At 66.5% G+C, this 21226-nt stretch carries 15 protein-coding genes; 12 read left to right on the top strand and 3 right to left on the bottom strand.

Translation table 11 applies throughout. The annotated features are described in order from the left end of the window. The first annotated feature begins 59 nt into the window (after positions 1–59). On the top strand, positions 60–1223 hold the full coding sequence (locus CLV29_RS10185; protein WP_133754761.1) for an NAD(P)-dependent malic enzyme: 1164 nt from the start codon (positions 60–62) through the stop codon (positions 1221–1223). A gap of 68 nt (positions 1224–1291) precedes the next feature. On the opposite strand, the gene CLV29_RS10180 is transcribed toward CLV29_RS10185, so the two are convergent. Beyond that, positions 1292–2248, bottom strand: coding sequence for a cyclase family protein (locus tag CLV29_RS10180; RefSeq protein ID WP_133754760.1), 957 nt, complete (start codon positions 2246–2248; stop codon positions 1292–1294). 173 nt (positions 2249–2421) lie between these two features. Between CLV29_RS10180 and CLV29_RS10175 the strand changes: the two genes are divergently transcribed. Beyond that, the gene (locus CLV29_RS10175; protein ID WP_133754759.1) at positions 2422–3726 is read left to right on the top strand and encodes a hydroxyacid-oxoacid transhydrogenase; all 1305 of its coding nucleotides are present in this window, start codon (positions 2422–2424) and stop codon (positions 3724–3726) included. Further along, a complete protein-coding gene (locus CLV29_RS10170) occupies positions 3720–4505 on the top strand; it encodes an SDR family oxidoreductase (protein WP_243831827.1) in 786 nt (261 codons plus the stop codon). The genes CLV29_RS10175 and CLV29_RS10170 overlap by 7 nt, the downstream gene beginning before the upstream one ends. Before the next feature lie 21 nt (positions 4506–4526). Here CLV29_RS10170 and CLV29_RS10165 read toward each other — a convergent pair whose 3' ends face one another. After that, the gene (locus CLV29_RS10165; RefSeq protein WP_166649208.1) at positions 4527–4889 is read right to left on the bottom strand and encodes a TraR/DksA family transcriptional regulator; all 363 of its coding nucleotides are present in this window, start codon (positions 4887–4889) and stop codon (positions 4527–4529) included. Positions 4890–5014: 125 nt separating this feature from the next. On the opposite strand from CLV29_RS10165, the gene CLV29_RS10160 reads away from it, so the two are divergent. The 9 genes from CLV29_RS10160 (at position 5015) to CLV29_RS10120 (ending at position 20275) form a co-directional block, all read left to right on the top strand. Next, positions 5015–6448: a short-chain fatty acid transporter gene (locus tag CLV29_RS10160; protein ID WP_133754757.1), complete on the top strand. Its 1434-nt coding sequence runs from the start codon at positions 5015–5017 to the stop codon at positions 6446–6448. A 111-nt stretch (positions 6449–6559) separates the two neighbouring features. Continuing rightward, the gene (locus CLV29_RS10155; RefSeq protein WP_243831826.1) at positions 6560–7012 is read left to right on the top strand and encodes a nucleoside deaminase; all 453 of its coding nucleotides are present in this window, start codon (positions 6560–6562) and stop codon (positions 7010–7012) included. Next, the gene (codB, locus tag CLV29_RS10150; RefSeq protein ID WP_133754756.1) at positions 7009–8301 is read left to right on the top strand and encodes a cytosine permease; all 1293 of its coding nucleotides are present in this window, start codon (positions 7009–7011) and stop codon (positions 8299–8301) included. Before CLV29_RS10155 ends, codB begins: the two co-directional genes overlap by 4 nt. Positions 8302–8703: 402 nt before the next feature. Beyond that, positions 8704–12198 carry a DNA-directed RNA polymerase subunit beta gene (gene rpoB, locus CLV29_RS10145; RefSeq protein WP_133754755.1) on the top strand — a complete coding sequence of 1165 codons (3495 nt, stop codon included), beginning with the start codon at positions 8704–8706 and terminating at the stop codon, positions 12196–12198. Between the two features lie 98 nt (positions 12199–12296). Continuing rightward, positions 12297–16151 (top strand): DNA-directed RNA polymerase subunit beta', encoded by a 3855-nt coding sequence (locus CLV29_RS10140; protein WP_133754754.1) that lies wholly within the window; start codon positions 12297–12299, stop codon positions 16149–16151. A gap of 264 nt (positions 16152–16415) precedes the next feature. Further along, a complete protein-coding gene (locus CLV29_RS10135) occupies positions 16416–17771 on the top strand; it encodes an APC family permease (RefSeq protein WP_133754753.1) in 1356 nt (451 codons plus the stop codon). Between the two features lie 112 nt (positions 17772–17883). Continuing rightward, entirely contained in the window at positions 17884–18708 is an 825-nt protein-coding gene (locus CLV29_RS10130; protein WP_133754752.1) for an alpha/beta fold hydrolase, read from the top strand. A gap of 41 nt (positions 18709–18749) precedes the next feature. Next, positions 18750–19385: a class I SAM-dependent methyltransferase gene (locus CLV29_RS10125; protein WP_243831825.1), complete on the top strand. Its 636-nt coding sequence runs from the start codon at positions 18750–18752 to the stop codon at positions 19383–19385. A gap of 68 nt (positions 19386–19453) precedes the next feature. After that, positions 19454–20275, top strand: a complete 822-nt coding sequence (locus tag CLV29_RS10120; protein ID WP_208292837.1) for a transporter substrate-binding domain-containing protein — start codon at positions 19454–19456, stop codon at positions 20273–20275. Positions 20276–20337: 62 nt separating this feature from the next. Here the strand turns inward: CLV29_RS10120 and CLV29_RS16865 are convergent, their stop codons facing one another. Continuing rightward, positions 20338–21171 (bottom strand): GNAT family N-acetyltransferase, encoded by an 834-nt coding sequence (locus CLV29_RS16865; RefSeq protein WP_243831824.1) that lies wholly within the window; start codon positions 21169–21171, stop codon positions 20338–20340. Between the last annotated feature and the right edge of the window lie 55 nt (positions 21172–21226).

Below are 21226 nucleotides of genomic sequence, written 5' to 3'. Positions count from 1 at the left end.
CGGAGTCATCAGCGCGGGTGACCCTCGCAGTCGAGACCTTCGTTCCAGGAGTACCCGCCATGACCACCCCACCGCCGATCGACGCTGCGCTGCAGCCGATCTACGACGCCCACGACGGCGGCAAACTGTCCATCGGTTCGAAGCGACCGATCCGCGATGCCGCCGACCTGTCCCTGGTCTACACACCCGGTGTCGCCGAGGTGTCCCGGCGGCTGGCCGAGTACCCGTCGGAGGCACCGAAGTACCTCTCCTCCCCACGTACCGTCGCGGTGATCACCGACGGTACGGCCGTGCTCGGCCTGGGCGACATCGGGCCGGTCGCCTCGCTGCCGGTGATGGAGGGCAAGTCCTGCCTGTTCACCGAGTTCTCCGGGCTGGCCTCGTTCCCGATCGCCCTGGACACCACCGATGTCGACGAGTTCGTGGAGACGGTGGTACGGATGGCCCCGTCGTTCGGTGCGATCAACCTGGAGGACATCTCGGCACCCCGGTGTTTCGAGATCGAGGACCGGCTGCGCGAACGCCTCGACATCCCGGTGATGCACGACGATCAGCACGGTACGGCGATCGTGGTGACCGCGGCGATGCGCAATGCCCGGCGACTGACCGGCCGGGAGGACGGTTCGCTGAAGGTGGTCATCTCCGGTGCCGGGGCTGCCGGGATCGCCTGCGCCAAGATGCTGTACGCCCACGGTGTGGCCGATATCCTGATGCTGGACTCCCGCGGCATCATCGGCGACGAACGTGACGACCTGACCCCGGTGAAGTCGGAGCTGCTCGGCTGGACCAATCGCAGCGGCATCGTCGGCGGGATCGCCGAGGCCCTGCGGGATGCCGATGTCTTCGTCGGCCTGTCCGGTGGCACGATCGCCGAGGAGGTGGTCGCCACCATGGCACCGGAGGCGATCATCTTCGGCTTGTCCAACCCGACCCCGGAGATCCATCCCGAGGTCGCCGCGAGGTACGCCAGTGTGGTCGCCACCGGGCGCAGCGACTTCCCCAATCAGATCAACAACGTGCTGGCCTTCCCCGGGGTGTTCCTGGGGGCCTTGGATGCCGGGGCCACCACGATCACCGAGGAGATGAAACTGGCGGCTGCCGACGCCCTCAGCGATGTGATCGTCGACGAGCTGCGTCCGGACCTGATCATTCCCAGCCCGTTCGACCCGCGGGTGGTGCCGGCGGTCTCCGACGCGGTACGGCAGGCCTGGCTGAACCGCTGAGCCCGATCGGTGGGACCCCCATGATCAACTTCTGTGCGGTGATCAACTCGCCTGCGGTCAGCTGATCATCACTTGATCGCGATCGGGTTCACCGGGCTACCGGTGGCCTGGTGGACCTTCAGCGGGGCGGCGGCGTAGAGGAAGGTGTAGCGGCCGTCCTCGGCGCAGTCGGCCGCCAACTTCTCCAGATCACAGATCTCGGTCAGGGTCACCCCGAGGTTGCGCATCAACGCATTGTGCAAGGGCAGGGCCACCCCGCTGTCGGGGTCGGTGGTGATCTCGTTGGCGATGGTGTCGGTGACCAGGTTGGGGATCTCCATCTGCTGGAACCACTCGGCGAGTTCGACCGAGTAGCGCAGACCGGGTTCGCAGAATCCGTCGTAGAAGGCGTCGCCCAGCTCGTGGAACCAGGACAAGAAGTTGGTCCGGATCACCACGACGTCGTGCTTCTCGATCTGCTGGCCCTGCGCCTGGGCACAGGCGAGCAGGTCCTCGTGGGTGAACGTCTCGGCCTTGTCCAGCGCTTGCTTGCCCCGGAAACGGGCCATGTCCAGCAGGATCCCGCGCCCGACCACACCCCGTTCGGCGATCGGCTCGACGCTCGCCTTGTCCATACCGCCGACGGTGGTACGGGCGTCGTAACCGTTCCAGAGCTGCCCGTCGTACCAGACATGTCCCAGCGCGTCGTACTGCGTCGATCCCTGCAGGAAGGCCTCGATCTTGTCGTCGGCGTAGTGCAACCCCCCGGGGAATTGCGGTGCGCCGTCGTGGTCCCAGGTCGCCTCGTCGAGGATCATCGTCCGCTTCGCCGGCTCGCGCCCCGGCCAGACCGGATCACCGGCCGGGTCACCGATCAGCCGCTGCAGCGTGAACACCTTGCCCTCCCGGGCCTCGGCGACCCCGCGCAGCACCTCCGCCGGGGTCAGGTAGTTCAGCGATCCGACTTCGTCATCAGGTCCCCACTTGCCCCAGTTCTTCGGGGCTCCGGCAAGGAACTCGGCCATGGACGGTGCGTTCTCGGTCATCGTTGACCCTTTCGGCTACCGGTCCGGCCCTGTTGCCGGACCCGCGGATGGACCCCAACCTAGCGCTCGATCAGCGGCTGCGTAAGACTGGTGCCCCGGGGCCGAAGTGGCCTCGGGAACCGACACTCGGGCAGCAGCCCGAAGCCATCCGGCAATGACGCTCAGGAGGGACCATGTCCGACAACGACCAGCCGCACGACGGTGGTCAGGCCACCGAGACGATCTTCACCTACGGGGCTCCGCAACTGAAGTTCGGTTCCGGTGCCTCGGCCGAGATCGGGTACGACCTGAGCCTGACCGGGGCGAAGCGGGTGCTGGTGGTGACCGACCCCGGGATCGCCGCCTCCGGCCATCCGCAGCGGATCGCCGATCAGATGGGCCGTTTCGGGATCGAGGCCCAGGTCTTCGACCAGGTGCATGTGGAACCGACCGACGAGTCGTTGGCGCTGGCGGTCGGGTGGGCGCGGGAGAACGGACCCTGGGACGGTTTCGTCGCGGTCGGCGGTGGGTCGACGATCGACACGGCGAAGGCGATCAACCTGTTGAGCACCAACCCGGGCGAGTTGATGGACTACATCAATGCGCCGATCGGCCAGGGCAGGGCGCCGAGCGAACCGTTGCATCCGCTGGTGGCGGTACCGACGACCACCGGTACGGGTGCCGAGAGCACCACCATCTGCGTCCTCGACGTGTTGTCGCTGAAGGTCAAGACCGGGATCTCCCATCCGCGGTTGCGCCCGGCCATGGCTGTGATCGATCCCGAGTTGACCTTCAGCCAGCCCTCGGGGGTGACCGCCGCAGCCGGGATGGACATTCTCTGTCACGCACTGGAGTCCTGGACCGCACGCCCCTACGACTCCTATCCGGCCAAGCAGCCGCAGCAGCGGGTCCCCTATTGCGGCGCCAACCCGATCTCCGACATGTGGTCGGCCAAGGCCATGTCCCTGCTGTCGGGCAGCTTCCGGACTGCGGTTCGTGACGGCAAGGACGCCCAGGCCCGGCAGGCGATGGCGATGGCGGCCACCTTCGCCGGGATGGGATTCGGCAACGCCGGGGTCCACATCCCGCACGCCAATGCGTACCCGATCGCCGGGCAGGTCACCGACTTCCATCCCGCCGACTACCCCGGGACCGAAGCCATGGTGCCGCACGGCATGGCGGTCGCGTTGACCGCGCCGGAGGCATTCCGGTTCACCTTCGATGCCGACCCCGAGCGGCATGTCGAGGCGGCCAGGTTGTTGGACCCGAGTGCACAGTGCCCGCAGGATGCCCGCGAGTTCCTGCCCGAGGTGCTGATCGCCCTGATGCGCGACATCGGGATCCCCAATGGCATCGGCGCGGTCGGCTTCGGTGAAGCCGATGTCGATCAACTCGTGGAGGGATCGCTGAAGCAGGAGCGGTTGCTGAGCACGGCACCGAAACCGGTCGAGGCAGATGATCTTGCCGGGATCTTCAACCGGAGCCTGCAGCTGTGGTGATCCCGGGTGAGCCGTCGTCCTTCGCCGGACAGCGAGTGGTGGTGACCGGTGCCGCCGGTGGGATCGGTGCCGCCATCGCCGCCGGTTTCGTCGCTCGCGGTGCCTCGGTGGTGATCAACGACCTTGATCATGATCGACTGCAACGCACCGCCGAGGAGATCGGTGCGGTGGCCTTCGCCGGGGACGCCGCCGGTGCCGAGGGGGTGGCCGCACTGGTCGCGGCGGCCGATGCCGAGCTCGGCGGGATCGACTGCTGGGTGGCCAATGCCGGGGTCGGTGGACCAGTCGGCCTGCAGCTCGACGAGCCCGGTTGGGACCTCACCTGGCAGGTGAACACGATGGCTCATGTGCGAGCCGCCCAGCTGCTCGTACCCCGCTGGTCGCAGACCGGGGGAGGCCGGTTCGTGGTCACCGCCTCGGCCGCCGGTCTGCTCACCCTGCTCGGCGGCGCGGCCTATTCGGTGACCAAACACGCCGCGGTCGCCTTCGCCGAGTGGCTGCAGTTGACCTACGCCCATCGGGGGATCTCGGTGCATGCGATCTGCCCGCAGGGGGTCGACACCGCACTGTTCCGCAGCAGCGAGGGGCGGGAGGTGATGGAGGCCGAGGGGGTCCTGCAACCGGTGCAGGTGGCCGATGCCCTGTTCGCCGCCATCGAGTCCGGGCAGTTCTTCGTGCTGCCGCATCCGCAGGTCGCCGACTACTACGTGACACGGGCCACCCATCCGGACAAATGGCTGGCAGGGATGAACAAACTGCAACAACGCAGTGAGGCCTGAGCGGCGAGAGCTGAATCCGGGTCAACGGTCCCGACGAGCGGCGCAGGGTACGCACAACGTTGCGGTCGGGCGGATCCGCAGGCGCTCGACCGGGATCTGTCGGCCGCAGCGCAGGCACCGACCGAAGGTTCCGTCGCGGAGCCGGTCCAGGGCGGCATCGATCGCCTCCAGTTCGGCCGCATCGGCCTCGCGCAGTCCTTCGCGCAAGGTCCACTCGGCCGAGAGGGTGGTGCCCTCCGGGTCGTGCTCGTCGTCGGTGAACTCCGAGGCCCTCGAACTGCGCAGGATGTCGATCTCCGCGGTGCGTTCGCCGATCCGGTCCTCGACCGCCCGGCGGTGACCGTGCAGCAGTGCCTCGAACTCGGTGCGCAGTTGCTCGTCCACCTCGACCAGCCTAGTGCGGTGCCGTCACCTGCCAGCGCAACGCCGCTCGCGACCACCGCCCTCCGGTGCGGGAACTGCCGCTAGTCTGCGGCTGTTCCGAACAACCAACGTCAAGGAGGACAGTGGTGAGTGCCGTCGATCATGAACCGGAGGCAGCCGAGCGCGGTCTTGCGCGGGTCGCCCAGAAACTCGCCGGGTGGACCGAGAAGTGGTTCCCCGATGCCTATATCTTCGCCGCCGTCGGCGTCGTCCTGGTCGCCGTCCTGGCCATGATCAACGGCGCCTCACCGGTTGCCGTCGCCCAGTCCTTCGGTGGCGGCTTCTGGGACCTCACGGCCTTCACCCTGCAGATGGCGATGGTCGTCCTCACCGGGTACGTGGTGGCGACCTCGCCGCCGGTGGCCAAGCTGATCGAATGGCTTGCCCGGCGGCCCAACGGTCCGCGTTCGGCGATCGCCTTCGTCGCCCTGCTGGCCTGTCTGGTGTCGATGCTGAACTGGGGGCTCAGCCTGGTCTTCGGTGGTCTGTTGGCCCGGGCGATCGCTCGCCGCAAGGATCTGGCCGTCGACTACCGCGCGCTCGGTGCGGCGGCCTTCATGGGCCTGGGCAGCGTCTGGGCACTGGGCCTGTCCTCCTCGGCAGCACAGTTGCAGGCGACGGCCTCCTCGATCCCCGAGAGCCTGCTGCAGATCACCGGCGTGTTCGATTTCGGCAAGACCATCTTCACCTGGCAGTCGCTGCTCTCGGCGGCGGTGCTGATCGTGATCACGGTGATCATCGCGGCCTTCTCCGCCCCACGCGGGGCGGCGATCCGTACCGCCGAGCAGATGCAGGTGGATCTGAACGACGAACCGGAACCGGCGGGCAAACCCACCCGGCCGGGGGAGCGGCCGGAGTACTCACCGATCCTGCCCTGGCTGCTCGGCCTGCTGACCCTCGGCTGGCTGATCAACGAGTTCGTCAGCAAACCCTTCCTGACCGTCGCCTCCTCGCTGAACGGGTACCTGCTGGTCTTCCTGATGCTCGGCCTGGTCCTGCACGGCACCCCGCGCCGGTTCCTGGATGCGGTCGCCAAGGCGGTTCCGGCGACCGCCGGCATCCTGATCCAGTTCCCGCTGTACGCGGCGATGGGTGCGGTGCTGACCGAGGCCGAGGGGTTCAACGGCACCACCGTCTCCCACCGGGTGTCGGAGATCTTCACCGCTCTCGGCGGCGGTGGCTGGTTCGCGGTCGTGCTGGTCATCTACACCGCGCTGCTGGGGCTGCTCGTACCGTCCGGTGGTGGCAAGTGGCTGGTCGAGGCGCCGTACGTGATGCAGTCGGCCACCGACATCGGCATGAACCTGGGCTGGACGGTGCAGATCTACAACATGGCCGAGGCCCTGCCGAACATGATCAACCCGTTCTTCATGTTGCCGATGCTGGCCCTGTTGCACCTGCGTGCCCGCGACATCGTCGGCTTCACCGGTCTGCAGTTCATGCTCCACCTGCCGGTGATCATCCTGCTCTGCTGGGGTCTGGGCATGACCTTCACCTACGAACCACCGGTGATTCCCTGATCGCAGCCCTGGCCCCCGGTCCGGTGAGCAGTCGTGACGGGTGAACAGTCGTAACAAGGCCGACACCGATTCCGGCTGCGGCCCCGACCCCTTGTGGGCCAGAGTTGGACCGTGACCGACGACGAACGCTTCATGGCTCTGGCGATCGAGCAGGCCCAGCTCGGGTGGGACGAGGGTGGTGTGCCGATCGGTGCCGTCCTGGTCCATGACGGCCAGGTGCTGGCCGTCGGCCGGAACCGCCGGGTGCAGTGGGGGAGTGCGATCCGCCACGGTGAGACCGACTGTCTGGAGAATGCCGGCCGGCAGCCGGCGCGGGTGTACCGCACCAGCGTGCTCTACACCACGCTCTCGCCGTGCTGGATGTGCGCCGGTACGGCCCTGCTCTACGACATCCCACGGATCGTGATCGGCGAGAACCGCACGTACTCGGTGTCGGAGGACCTGCTGCGCAGTCGCGGCGTCGAGTTGACCGTGCTCGACGACCCGACGTGTCTGGGGTTGATGGACAAGACGCTGAGCGAACGCCCGGAGATCTGGGCCGAGGACATCGGGGAGGAAGTATGACCGGGCAGGTGGCCGAGCAGGACCCGATCGATCCGGTCGAACCGATCGACCCCGACTACCCGGTGACACCGGTCCCGCGCAGCGCCCGCCGTTCGGGGTTCACCTTGTTGGTGGTGCTGCTCGGTTTCACCGTCTTCACCCCGACGATGGCGGCCGGCGCGGGGCTCGGCCCGGCATTCGACTTCGGTGCCCTGATGGGCGTGATCGCCATCGGCTCGGCGATCCTGGGCACCTATGTCGCGCTGATGGGCTACGTCGGTGCCCGGTCCGGCCTGACCACGGTGGTGATGGCCCGGCGCAGTTTCGGCACCTCGGGTTCGAAACTGGCCTCGATCATCCTCGGTGGCACCCAGGTCGGCTGGTACGGGGTGACCGTGGGGACGGTCGGCGATCTGACCGCCCAGGCGACCGGCTGGGAGTCCTGGTGGGCCCGGGCGGCGATCATGCTCGTCACCTCGGCGTTGATGGTGGTGACCGCGTTGTACGGCTACCACGGGATGTACTGGGCCTCATTGGTGGCGACCCCGCTGGTGCTGATCCTGGCGGTCTGGGTGGCCTTCACCTCGGTCGGTTCGGTCGGCGGCATCGACGGGCTGAACGCGATCGAACCGGTGACGACCATGAGTGTGGCCACCGCGGTGACCGCCGTGGTCGGCACCTTCGTCTCCGCCGGTACCCAGGTGCCGAACTGGACCCGGTTCGCCCGTTCCGGCTCGGCCGCGGTGACGGCCTGTCTGGTCGCCTTCGTGGTCGGCAACGGTGCGATGGTGGTCTTCGGTGCGATCGGTGCCCTCACCCAGGGTGAGGGTGACTTCGTGGTCGTGCTCTTCCAGCTGGGGCTGGTGGGGGCCGGTCTGTTCCTGCTCTTCGGTAACCTGTGGACCTCCAATGCCGACACCGCCTATGCCTTCGGCGTCGCCGGTGCCGAGCTGTTCAACCGGCCGAAGAAGGGCCCGTTCGTCATCGGCGGGGCTGTGATCGGTACCGCACCGGCGCTGCTCGGCGTGCAGAACAGCCTGATCGACTACCTCGGCCTGGTCGGTACGTTCATCCCGCCGCTGGGCGGGGTGATCATCGCCGACTGGTTCTGCCGCTGGCGCAACGGCGTACCCGAGGGGTACGTACTGCCGGCCTTCGACTGGCGCAATCTCGCGGCCTTCGTGGCCGGCACCGTGGTCGCCTATGTCACCGGCCAGTGGGAACTGGGGATCCCGCCGCTGTTCGGCATCCTGGTCGCCGCCGGTCTGGTGATGGCCTTACAGCTGCCCCGACGTACCGTCCGCGGCTGAGTTCGGGCGCCGTCGGCCCGGGGCGGCTCGTGGTTTCCCCCGGACAGCGTCATCTCTTCGGGGGATCTGGTGGCCTTGCGCCCGGTTCTGCCCACCACAAGTCCCGATGGGATTGCGCGCAGGCGCGAAGCGCCGACCATGAAGCGGAGGCGCGAAGCGCTGACCATGAACACGCGAAGCGCCGGCGCACAGGTGGTGCTTGCACCCGCTCCCCGGATCGGTATGCTGGTGCTCGCACCGCTCGGCTTTGACGGGCGCTACTTGTCCTGCCGTCTGGCAGTTGACTTCGCATATTCGGCTTGGTAGGCTCTTTCCTTGCCCCATCGCTACCTGTCTGCCCGTCTTGACACGGGCCGCTCAGTGTGCCGAAAAACATATAGCTGTTCTGGAAGGACCAATCTGTTGGCCGCCTCGCGCACCGCCTCGAAGAACACCAACGTCATCTCCTCAACTGGCCGCATCTCCTTCGCCAAGATCGCCGAGCCGATGGAGGTCCCGAACCTCCTCGATCTGCAGATCGAATCCTTCGACTGGCTCGTCGGGAACGAAGTCTGGCAGCAGCGTGTCAACGCTCAGTTGGAAGCCGGACGGACCGACGTCAACACCAAGTCGGGTCTGGAGGAGATGTTCGCCGAGATCTCCCCCATCGAGGACTACCCCGGGACGATGTCGCTGTCGTTCCGCGACCACCGCTTCGAAGAGCCGAAGTTCACCGTCGACGAATGCAAGGAGCGTGACGTCACCTACGCCGCGCCGCTGTTCGTCACCGCCGAGTTCGTGAACAACGACACCGGTGAGATCAAGTCCCAGACCGTCTTCATCGGTGACTTCCCGCTGATGACCGACAAGGGCACTTTCATTGTCAACGGAACCGAGCGGGTCGTCGTCTCCCAGCTCGTCCGTTCCCCCGGTGTCTACTTCGAGCAGACCCCGGACAAGACCTCCGACAAGGACATCTTCACCTGCAAGGTGATCCCCTCGCGCGGTGCCTGGCTGGAGTTCGAGATCGACAAGCGCGATCTCGTCGGTGTCCGCCTGGACCGCAAGCGCAAGCAGAACGTGACCGTCCTGCTGAAGGCCCTGGGCTGGACCAATGAGCAGATCCTGGAGGAGTTCGGCGACTCGGAGTCGATGCGGCTGACCCTGGAGAAGGACCACACCGCCAACACCGACGAGGCGCTGCTGGACATCTACCGCAAGCTGCGCCCGGGCGAACCGCCGACCCGTGAGGCGGCTCAGCAGCTGTTGGAGAACTACTACTTCAACCCCAAGCGCTACGACCTGGCCAAGGTTGGTCGCTACAAGATCAACAAGAAGCTGGGCACCGACGAGGCCTTCGACACCCAGGTGCTGACCACCGACGACATCGTCTCGGCGATCCGTTACCTGGTGGCTCTGCACGAGGGCAAGGAGACCCTGCCGGCGCCGAACGGCACCGAGGTACTGGTCGAGAAGGACGACATCGACCACTTCGGCAACCGCCGTCTGCGGACGGTCGGCGAGCTGATCCAGAACCAGCTGCGCACCGGCCTGGGTCGGATGGAGCGCGTGGTCCGCGACCGGATGACCACCCAGGACATCGAGGCGATCACGCCGCAGACCCTGATCAACATCCGTCCGGTCACCGCCGCCCTGCGTGAGTTCTTCGGCACCTCGCAGCTGTCGCAGTTCATGGACCAGAACAACCCGCTGGCCGGCCTGACCCACAAGCGGCGCCTGAACGCGCTCGGCCCGGGTGGTATCTCCCGTGACCGCGCGCAGATGGAAGTCCGTGACGTGCACCCCAGCCACTACGGCCGGATGTGTCCGATCGAGACCCCTGAAGGCCCGAACATCGGGCTGATCGGTTCGCTGGCCTCGTTCGCCCGGGTGAACCCGTTCGGCTTCATCGAGACCCCGTACCGGAAGATCGTCAACGGCATCGTCACCGATGACGTGGACTACCTGACTGCCGACGAGGAGGACCGCTACGTCATCGCGCAGGCCAACGCCGCGCTGAACGACGACATGTCCTTCGCCGAGGAACGGGTGCTGGTCCGCAAGCACCACGGTGACGTCGACACCGTGCCGCGCGAAGAGGTCGAGTACATGGACGTCTCGCCGCGGCAGATGGTGTCGGTGGCGACCGCGATGATCCCGTTCCTGGAGCACGACGACGCATCCCGCGCCCTGATGGGCTCGAACATGCAGCGTCAGGCCGTGCCGCTGATCCGTTCCGATGCCCCGTTCGTCGGCACCGGTATGGAGTACCGCGCCGCGGTCGACGTCGGTGATGTCACCGTCGCCGACAAGCCCGGTGTGGTCACCAGCGTCTCGGCAGACCTGATCGACATCGCCGCCGACGACGGCACCTACCAGACCTTCCGGCTGCAGAAGTTCAAGCGGTCGAATGCCGGCACCTGCATCAACCAGCGCCCGCTGGTGGTCGAGGGTGACCGGGTCGAGGTCGGTACGCCGCTGGCCGACGGTCCGGCCACCGATGGCGCCGAGGTCTCCCTGGGCCGCAACCTGCTGGTTGCCTTCATGCCCTGGGAGGGCCACAACTACGAGGACGCCATCATCCTCAGCCAGCGGATCGTGCAGGACGACGTCCTGACCTCGATCCACATCGAGGAGCACGAGGTCGACGCCCGCGACACCAAGCTGGGCGCCGAGGAGATCACCCGCGACATCCCCAATGTCAACGAGGAGATGCTCACCAACCTCGACGAGCGCGGCATCATCCGGATCGGTGCCGAGGTCGGCACCGGCGACATCCTGGTCGGCAAGGTCACCCCGAAGGGTGAGACCGAGCTGACCCCGGAGGAGCGGCTGCTGCGGGCGATCTTCGGTGAGAAGGCCCGGGAGGTCCGCGACACCTCGATGAAGGTGCCGCACGGCGAGTCCGGAACCGTCATCGGCGTGCGCGTCTTCGACCGCGACGAGGGTGACGAGCTGCCTCCAGGTGTGAACCAGCTGGTGCGGGTCTACGTCGCCCAGAAGCGCAAGATCAGCGACGGTGACAAGCTGGCCGGCCGCCACGGCAACAAGGGTGTGATCGCCAAGATCAACCCGGTCGAGGACATGCCGTTCCTGGAGGACGGGACCCCGGTCGACATCGTGCTGAACCCGCTCGGTGTGCCGGGCCGGATGAACCTGGGACAGGTGCTGGAGATGCACCTGGGCTGGGTCGCCAAGACCGGCTGGGACATCAGCGGTGTGCCCGAGGGTGTCGCCTGGGCCGATCGGCTGAAGAGCGTCGGGCTCGAGCGTGTGGAGGCCAACTCCCGCCTCGCGACCCCGGTCTTCGACGGCGCCACCGAGGAGGAGGTCACCGGTCTGCTGGGCAATGGCCTGCCGAACCGCGATGGCAACCACATGGTCGACGGCACCGGCAAGGCGCGGTTGTTCGACGGACGCTCCGGCGAGCCGTACCCCGAACCGATCGGTGTCGGCTACATGTACATGCTGAAGCTGCACCACCTGGTCGACGACAAGATCCACGCCCGTTCCACCGGTCCGTACTCGATGATCACCCAGCAGCCGCTGGGCGGTAAGGCGCAATTCGGTGGCCAGCGGTTCGGCGAGATGGAGGTCTGGGCGCTCGAGGCCTACGGCGCCGCCTGGGCGCTGCAGGAGCTGCTGACCATCAAGTCCGATGACGTGACCGGTCGGGTGAAGGTCTACGAGGCCATCGTCAAGGGCGAGAACATCCCCGAGCCCGGCATCCCCGAGTCGTTCAAGGTGCTGGTCAAGGAGATGAAGTCGCTCTGCCTGAACGTCGAGGTGCTGTCGAGCGACGGAACCCTGGTCGACCTGAAGGACACCGAGGAGGACAACTACCGTCCCTCCGACGACTTCGGAATCGACCTGAGCCGCCGACCCGGTGAGGGCCTGGCCGACGTCGAAGAGGTGTGAGGTACGGGCCGCGCCGGCGTGATCCACGCCGGCGCCGGCCCCCTCACTCGTGAACCACCCCAAACTCTTCACCACTCATTCGAAGGAACGGAAAACACGTGCTGGACGTGAACCTCTACGAAGAGCTCCGAATCGGACTCGCGACTGCCGACGAGATCCGTGCTTGGTCGTACGGCGAGGTCAAGAAGCCCGAAACCATCAACTACCGCACGCTCAAGCCCGAGCGCGACGGCCTTTTCTGCGAGAAGATCTTCGGTCCCACCCGGGACTGGGAGTGCTACTGCGGCAAGTACAAGCGGGTGCGCTTCAAGGGCATCATCTGCGAGCGCTGCGGCGTCGAGGTGACCCGCTCCAATGTCCGCCGCGACCGGATGGGCCACATCGAGCTGGCCGCCCCGGTGACCCACATCTGGTACTTCAAGGGCGTGCCGAGCCGGCTGGGTTACCTGCTGGACATCGCGCCGAAGGACCTGGAGAAGGTCATCTACTTCGCCGCCTACATGATCACCTCGGTTGACGAGGATGCCCGTCACCGCGACCTTTCCTCCCTGGAGGGCAAGGTCGGTGTCGAGCGCGCCCAGATCGAGCGGAAGAAGGACGCCGACGTCGAGACCCGGCTGAAGAAGCTGGAGGAGGACCTCGAGCGTCTGGAGTCCGAGGGCGCCAAGGCCGACATCAAGAAGAAGACCGAGAACGCCGCCGAGAAGGAGGTCAAGCAGCTTCGTGACCGCGCCCAGCGCGAGCTCGACCGGCTCGACGCGGTCTGGGATCGGTTCAAGTCGCTGAAGGTCCAGGACCTCGAGGGCGATGAGATCCTCTACCGGGAGATGAAGGCGCGCTTCGGCAAGTACTTCACCGGCTACATGGGTGCCGAGGCGATCCAGAAGCGTCTGGAGAGCTTCGACCTGCAGGCCGAGGCCGAGAACCTGAAGACGATCATCGCCACCGGCAAGGGACAGCGCAAGACTCGTGCCCTGAAGCGGTTGAAGGTCGTCTCGGCGTTCCTGTCCACGGGCAACAGCCCCACCGGGATGGTGCTGGACTGCGTACCGGTGATCCCGCCGGACATCCGTCCGATGGTGCAGCTCGACGGTGGACGTTTCGCCACCTCCGACCTGAACGACCTCTACCGCCGGGTGATCAACCGGAACAACCGGTTGAAGCGTCTGCTGGACCTCGGTGCGCCCGAGATCATCGTGAACAACGAGAAGCGGATGCTGCAGGAGGCCGTGGACTCGCTGTTCGACAACGGGCGTCGTGGTCGTGCGGTCACCGGTCCGGGCAACCGTCCGCTGAAGTCGATCTCGGACATGCTGAAGGGCAAGCAGGGCCGGTTCCGGCAGAACCTGCTCGGCAAGCGGGTGGACTACTCGGGTCGTTCGGTGATCGTGGTCGGCCCGCAGCTGAAGCTGCACCAGTGTGGTCTGCCCAAGCCGATGGCCCTGGAGCTGTTCAAGCCGTTCGTGATGAAGCGCCTGGACGACCTGAACCACGCGCAGAACATCAAGTCCGCCAAGCGGATGGTCGAGCGTCAGCGTCCAGTGGTCTGGGATGTCCTCGAAGAGGTCATCACCGAGCACCCGGTACTGCTGAACCGTGCCCCCACGCTGCACCGTCTGGGCATCCAGGCCTTCGAGCCGCAGCTGATCGAGGGCAAGGCCATCCAGATCCATCCGCTGGTCTGCACCGCCTTCAACGCCGACTTCGACGGTGACCAGATGGCTGTGCACCTGCCGTTGAGTGCCGAGGCTCAGGCCGAGGCCCGGATCCTGATGTTGTCGACCAACAACATTCTGAAGCCGGCCGACGGTCGCCCGGTGACCATGCCCACCCAGGACATGATCATCGGTCACTACTTCCTGACCCAGCAGCGCGATGGCGTGATCGGTGAGGGACGGGTGTTCGGCACCGTCGAGGAGGCCATCATGGCCTTCGATCGCGGTGAGTTGGCCATCGGTGCGAAGGTCCGCCTGCGTTTGCGCGACATCGTCCCGCCGAAGGGTGTGGAACTGCGCGCCGACGGTTCGGTGCTGCTGGAGACGACCCTGGGTCGGGCGCTGTTCAACCAGGCCCTGCCCGAGGACTACCCGTTCGTCAACACCGAGGTCGGGAAGAAGCAGCTGGGTGTGATCGTCAACGATCTCGCCGAGCGCTACACCAAGGTCGAGGTCGCCGCCACGCTGGACAACCTGAAGGACATCGGTTTCCGCTGGGCCACCCGGTCCGGTGTCACCGTGTCCATCAGCGACGTGATGACCCCGCCGGACAAGCCGGAGATCCTGGCCGGGTACGAGGACCGGGCCGCGAAGATCGACAAGCAGTACGATCGCGGTCTGATCACCGAGGACGAGCGGCGTCAGGAACTGATCGAGATCTGGACCGAGGCAACCGGCCAGCTCGGTGTGGCGATGGAGAAGAACTTCGAGCCCACCAACCCGATCTTCATGATGGTGAACTCGGGTGCCCGCGGAAACCTGGTGCAGATGCGTCAGATCGCCGCCATGCGTGGCCTGGTGGTGAACCCGAAGGGGCAGATCATCCCGCAGCCGATCAAGTCCAACTTCCGCGAGGGCCTGTCGGTGCTGGAGTACTTCTTCTCCACCCACGGTGGCCGGAAGGGACAGGCCGACACGGCGCTGCGTACCGCAGACTCCGGTTACCTGACCCGTCGTCTGGTCGATGTCTCCCAGGACGTGATCATCCGCGAGGAGGACTGTGGCACCGAGCGTGGCCTGACCAAGACCATCGCGGTCGAGGAGAACGGTGTGCTGGTTCCCGACGAGAAGGTCGAGAACGCCGTCTACGCCCGTACCCTGGCCACCGATGTGCTCGACGCCAACGGTGATGTGCTGGTGCCGGCCGGGGTCGACCTCGGCGATGTGAACATCGCGATGCTGATCAACTCCGGCATCACCCAGGTCAAGGTGCGTTCGGTCCTCACCTGTGAGGCCGCCACCGGCACCTGTGCGATGTGTTACGGCCGCTCGCTGGCCAGCGGCAAGCTGGTCGACGTCGGTGAGGCCGTGGGTATCGTCGCCGCGCAGTCGATCGGTGAGCCCGGTACCCAGCTGACGATGCGTACCTTCCACACCGGTGGTGTGGCCGGTGACGACATCACGCAGGGTCTGCCGCGTGTGGTCGAGCTGTTCGAGGCCCGTACCCCGAAGGGCAAGGCGCCGATCGCCGAGCTCGCCGGGCGGATCTCGGTCGAGGACGCCGATCGCAGCCGGAAGCTGACGCTGACCCCCGACGACGGCAGCGAGGAGATCGAGATCTCCGTCGGCCGCCGGGCACGGATGCTGGTCGAGGACGGCCAGCACGTGTCGGTCGGACAGCAGCTGACCGTGGGTACCCCGGATCCGCAGGACGTCCTGCGGGTGCTCGGTGTGCGTCGGGTGCAGGAGCACCTGGTGGACGAGGTCCAGCAGGTCTACGGCACCCAGGGTGCAGGTATCCACGACAAGCACATCGAGATCATCATCCGGCAGATGCTGCGTCGGATCACCGTCATCGAGTCCGGTGACACGACCATGCTGGCCGGTGACCTGGTCGACCGGCAGGCCTTCGAGTCGGAGAACCGTCGGGTGGTCTCCGAGGGCGGTCAACCGGCCTCGGGTCGTCCGGTGCTGATGGGTATCACCAAGGCATCGCTGGCCACCGAGTCCTGGCTGTCGGCGGCCTCCTTCCAGGAGACCACCAAGGTGTTGACCGATGCGGCGATCCACGGCAAGTCCGACTCCCTGGTCGGTCTGAAGGAGAACGTGATCCTCGGCAAGCTGATCCCGGCTGGTACCGGTCTCGACCGTTACCGCAATATCCGGGTGGAGCCGACCGCGGAGGCCAAGGCCAATGCGTACTCCATCAGCTACGAGTCCTACGACTACGGCTTCGGCTCCGGTTCGGGTGCCGCGGTTCCGCTGGAGGACTACGACCTCGGGGGCGACTTCCGCTGAGTCGGTGACGGGTTGATTCCCGGTTGAGCAGGGCCCGGGTGCGCGACAGGCGCACCCGGGCCCTGCTGCGTCTGCGGGGAAGCGGTCCTCCTCCGTGTGGCAGCGTGCACCTTGCGCCCAGACGGTGCGGGCCGGGTGAAGGGGGCTGCGCGGGCCTGGGGGTGGTGTCGGTGGTGCCGATCGGCAGGGCAACTCTCGACATGGACATAACAGTTTTGTTCAAAGGAGTGACGGAACGGGTGAATGCGTGGGAGCGTGTGCGCCATGGCTGAGACTGAAACCAGCGAGCACGGCGAAACCAATACCAAGCTCAAGCGGAGTATCACCACGCTGCTGTTGTTCTTCTTCATCGTCGGCGACACCTTGGGTGCAGGCATCTACACCCTGGTCGGCACGATGGCCGCCGATGTCGGTGGTGCATTGTGGATGCCGCTGCTGATCGCCCTCGTGCTGGCCTTGCTGACCGCGGGCACCTATGCCGAGTTGATCACCAAGTACCCCCACGCCGGCGGGGCCGCACGCTATGCCGAACGGGCCTTCAAGATGCCCTTCGTCACCTTCCTGATCGGCTTCATGATGCTGTCCTCCGGCATCACCACCTCGGCTGCGCTGGCCAATGCCTTCGCCGGTGATTACTTCCAGGCGTTGGTGCCGTCGATTCCCTCGGTCCCGGTGACCATCGTCTTCATCGTCCTGCTGGTGATCATCAACCTGCGCGGTGTGCGGGAGTCGTTGATGGCCAATGTGGTCGCCACCCTGATCGAGATGACCGGTCTGCTGATCGTGATCATCGTCGCCGCGATCGCCTTCGGCGGCGGGGTCGGCAGCCTGGAGAACGTCACCTTCGCCTCGATGCCGGACGGGGTCTCCCCGTTGTCAGGTGCCTTCGCCGCCTCGGTCACCGCATTCTTCAGCTTCCTCGGCTTCGAGGCGGCGGCGAACATGGCCGAAGAGGTGAAGGAGCCCTCACGGGCCTACCCGCGGGCGCTGTTCGGGGCCATCCTGACCGCCGGTGTCGTCTACCTGTTGATCGCCCTGGGCGCCGGCATCGTCGTACCTGCCGATGTCATGGCCGGGTCGGAGGGGCCGCTGCTGGAGGTCATCAACTACTCCGGCATCGCCTTCCCGCAGTGGTTGTTCGCGATCATCGCCCTGGTGGCCATCGGCAACGGCGCGCTGCTGTTCATGGTGATGGCCAGCCGGGCCACCTACGGCCTGGCCGAAGCCAAGTTGCTGCCGAAGGTCTTCGGTCAGATCGCGCCGCTGCGCCGTACCCCGTGGGTCGCCATCCTGGTGGTCGGCGCCGCCACCTTGGGGATGAGCTTCGTCGGCGATGTCGGAACCCTGGCCGACACCACGGTGCTGCTGCTGGTGCTGGTCTTCATCTCCGCCAACATCTCGGTGCTGGTGCTGAAGAAGGACAAGGTCGACCACAAGCACTTCACCTGTCCGCGGGTCGTCTCGGTCCTGGCGCTGGTCGCCAGCGTGGTGCTGCTGACCCAGCAGTCGGGAACGACCTGGCTGATCGCCGGCGGCTACATCGTGGTCGGAGTCATCCTCTACCTGATCGCCCGCGCTGCCCGCAAGGGTGAAGCAGTCGGTGAGGTCGACCTCGGCTGATCCGAGCGCGCGGAATGCCCAGTGACGGCGGCAGGGATGACCCTGCCGCCGTCATCTGCGTCCGGCGTGGGGGCGCGAACTCATATCCGGACCGCGGCGTACCCTGAGGCCCATGGACGTCACCGAGGACGAGATCGGAGTCGGCCGCTTCACCTTCCGCACCGATCTCGCCGGACCGCCCGACGGAGCACCGGTGCTGCTGCTGCACGGGTTCCCGGCCTCCAAGGCCGCCTGGCGCGAGGTGATCCCGGCCTTGGTTACACAGCGCCGACGAGTGATCGCGCCGGACCAGCGGGGGTACTCCCCGGGGGCGCGACCTGCGGCCGTCGACGACTACGACGTCGATGCGTTGGTCGACGACGTGATCGGGCTGTTGGATGCGCTGGGGATTCAGCAGGTGACCTTGGGGGGCCATGACTGGGGGGCCATCGTCGCCTGGTTCGTGGCCGTCCGGCATCCCGACAGGGTGGACCGCCTGGTCGCCGTTTCCGTACCCCATCCTGCTGCCTTCGGCTGGGCGCTGCGCCACGACGCCGAACAGCAGCAGGCTTCGGCGTACATGAAACTGTTCCGGATCGAGGGCAAGGCCGAGGACGTCCTGTCGGCAGAAGGTGCCCGCCGCCTGCGTGCCATGTACGAGCCGATGCCCGCCGACCTCGCCCAGGCGCATCTGCACTGCCTGTTGGAGCCGGGCGCCTTGACCGGTGCGCTCAACTGGTACCGGGCCATGCGCGACTACCGCGACCTCGGTCCGGTGACACTGCCGACGACCTTCCTCTGGGGCGCCGACGACACGGCCCTGCGGCGCGCCGGGGCCGAGCGCTGCGGGGATTTCGTCGATGCCCCCTACCGGTTCGTGGAATTGCCGGGAGTCGGCCACTGGGTGCCCGAGTTGGCCGCCGACCGGGTAGCCCAGGAGATCCTGGACCTCGGTTGAGTCGGCTGGTGCCGGCGGCGGGTACGCGGGAGAATCGCCGGGTGGACGAGCCGAACGAGGACAGCACCGGGGCCGACCGTACCCATCTGTGGTCGCGGATCCTGGCCAAGGACCCGGAGCATTCGCAGCGCTACGCCCGGCGTTGGGTGCAACTACGTGCCGACGGGCACGACCTCGACGGTGAAGCCCGGTTGATCGATGCGATGGCGGCCCGGGGGAGCCGGATCCTGGACGCCGGCTGTGGCACCGGACGTACCGGCGGTCGGCTCGCCGCCCTTGGTCACCGGGTGGTGGGAATCGATCTCGATCCGGTCCTGATCGAGGTGGCACTCTCCGACCACCCGGACGCGGAGTGGTACGTCGGAGACCTGGCAGATCTCGATCATTGTGCTGGTCTGGCCGATCAGGTCTTCGACCTCGAGGTCTCGGCCGGGAACGTGATCACCTTCGTCGCACCGGGGTTGCGTCGGGCCGCGCTCGGACAACTCCGCGACCGGTTGGCTCCCGACGGCAGGCTCGTGATCGGCTTCGGCACCGACCGGGGATATCGCGTCCACGACTTCTTCGACGATCTCGATGCCGTCGGATTGCAGCGGGAGCTGCTGCTCAGCACCTGGGACCTGCGCCCCTGGACGGGAGCCGAGGGGTTCATGATTGCCGTTCTGCGCAGAGCCTGACAGTCTCGTTCCGGTGCTTTCCGCCGGTTTCACCGGCAAGCGAGGGCGGTTTGCATCAGGATGGGCGGATGCGACGCATCACCCGGACGGCACCGTTCGTCCTCTTCGGAATTATGGCCATGGGCGCATGTACGGCACCTGTGCCGCCGGCGGTGACGGAGCAGCCGTCGACAGAGCCCGAGGGCACACTGGCCGAGGTCCGAAGTGCTGACACGCTTCGCGTCTGCACCACCGGGGACTACCGGCCCTACACCTACCGCGACCCCGAAACAGGGTCTTGGAGTGGCATCGACCTGGACCTGGCCGAGGACCTCGCCGAAACCTTGGACGTGGAACGGGAACTGGTCCAGGTCTCCTGGTCCGAGCTCGTGGGGTCGATCACCGACGGTGACTGTGACATCGCGATGGGCGGAATCTCGTTCAATGACGAGCGGGACCAGCAGGTCGATTTCAGCGAGCCCACCGTGGAGGACGGAAAGGCGCCGATCACCACCTGCGAGAGCGCCGAGAGATTCCAGACGATCGAGGACATCAATCAGCCCGGTGTTCGGGTGATCACCCCGGTGGGCGGTACGAACGAGGCGTTCGCGGACGAGAACTTCGCCGATGCCGAGATCATCAAGTGGGACGACAACAACACGATCTTCGACCAGATCGTGGATGGTGAGGCCGATGTCATGGTCACCGATGCCTCGGAGACCAAGTGGGTGGCCCATGAACACGAAGGGGTGTTGTGTGCGGTCAATCCCGATCAGCCGTTCACGAGTTTCGAGAACGGCTACCTGCTGCCGGAGGACGACCCGGAGTGGCGCGACACCGTCGACGCCTGGCTGACCGAAGCGCAGAGTGACGGTACCTATGCCGAGGCGGAGGAGCCGTGGTTCGGCTGAGAGGCGCCCTGCATTGCCAGGCATCGAGTGGCGCGCCCCGTTTCGCCCAAAAGGTGCTCGACTCAGCTGGGAGGCAGTGCCAGCTTCATCCCGTGATGGGTGTCGTTGAACCCGAGTGACCGGTAGAACCGATGCGCATCCTCCCGGGTGCGGTCGGTGGTCAGTTGGGCCAGGGTTGCGCCGCGCTGCACGCCTTGATCCAGCGCCCAGGTGATCAACCGTTTCCCGACTCCGGATCCGCGTACCGCGTTCGCCACCCGCACCGCCTCGATGCTCATCCGGGTCGCAGCCTGCCGGGACAAGGTGGTGGTGAAGGTCAACTGGCAGGTGCCGATCACCGACCCGGACGGGTCCTCGACGACGGCCAGGAACTGGCGCGGGTCGGCATCGATCTCCAGGAACGCTTCGGCGTAGAGGTCCGGATCGTCGGCCTCCCGGCTGGAACCGAGGACATCGTCGCGGAGCAGGCTGACGATCGCTGCCACATCGGCGACAGTGGCACGGCGGACGATGCAACCCTCACCGAGCGTCCAGCGGTGCGGCAGTTCGGCCAGGAACTCCAGGCGGTTGCCATGGGGATCACAGGTGTAGAAGCGGCGGTGACCGGGGAGTTCGGTGTCATCGATGGCGGTGGTCGCCGCGACATCGGTCAACTCGGCATGCAACCGGTCCAGATCGGGAACCTTGATCGCAGGATGCGCCTTCCGGGCGGGGCGAAAACCCGCTTCGGTGCCGATATGCACCGCAACCCCCGGGCCGGTGAACCAGCAGCCACCCCGGCCGGCCAGCGCGGCAGGTTTCGCCACCTCGGTGAGGCCGATCCGATCGACGAAGAACCGTCGGCTGCGTTCCTCCGAACCGGGTGGCGATGCGAGTTGGACGTGGTGAATCATCATCCCTCCAAGTATCTTGATGTCGAGATACTATCCCGCCCCCGGTCAGTCCCCACCA

The organism is Naumannella halotolerans (assembly GCF_004364645.1).
In the GTDB taxonomy this organism is placed as follows: Bacteria; Actinomycetota; Actinomycetes; order Propionibacteriales; family Propionibacteriaceae; genus Naumannella; species Naumannella halotolerans.
Note: the sequence above shows the minus strand (reverse complement) of the source record. Positions and strands in the feature narration are given on the sequence as shown.

What these genes read in the sequence shown, in the direction of transcription:
- CLV29_RS10185 (WP_133754761.1), top strand. Translation starts at nt 60, where the DNA reads ATGACCACCCCACCGCCGATCGACGCTGCGCTGCAGCCGATCTACGAC.
- CLV29_RS10180 (WP_133754760.1), bottom strand. Translation starts at nt 2,248, where the DNA reads ATGACCGAGAACGCACCGTCCATGGCCGAGTTCCTTGCCGGAGCCCCG.
- CLV29_RS10175 (WP_133754759.1), top strand. Translation starts at nt 2,422, where the DNA reads ATGTCCGACAACGACCAGCCGCACGACGGTGGTCAGGCCACCGAGACG.
- codB (WP_133754756.1), top strand. Translation starts at nt 7,009, where the DNA reads ATGACCGGGCAGGTGGCCGAGCAGGACCCGATCGATCCGGTCGAACCG.
- CLV29_RS10135 (WP_133754753.1), top strand. Translation starts at nt 16,416, where the DNA reads ATGGCTGAGACTGAAACCAGCGAGCACGGCGAAACCAATACCAAGCTC.
- CLV29_RS10130 (WP_133754752.1), top strand. Translation starts at nt 17,884, where the DNA reads ATGGACGTCACCGAGGACGAGATCGGAGTCGGCCGCTTCACCTTCCGC.
- CLV29_RS10120 (WP_208292837.1), top strand. Translation starts at nt 19,454, where the DNA reads ATGCGACGCATCACCCGGACGGCACCGTTCGTCCTCTTCGGAATTATG.
- CLV29_RS16865 (WP_243831824.1), bottom strand. Translation starts at nt 21,171, where the DNA reads ATGATGATTCACCACGTCCAACTCGCATCGCCACCCGGTTCGGAGGAA.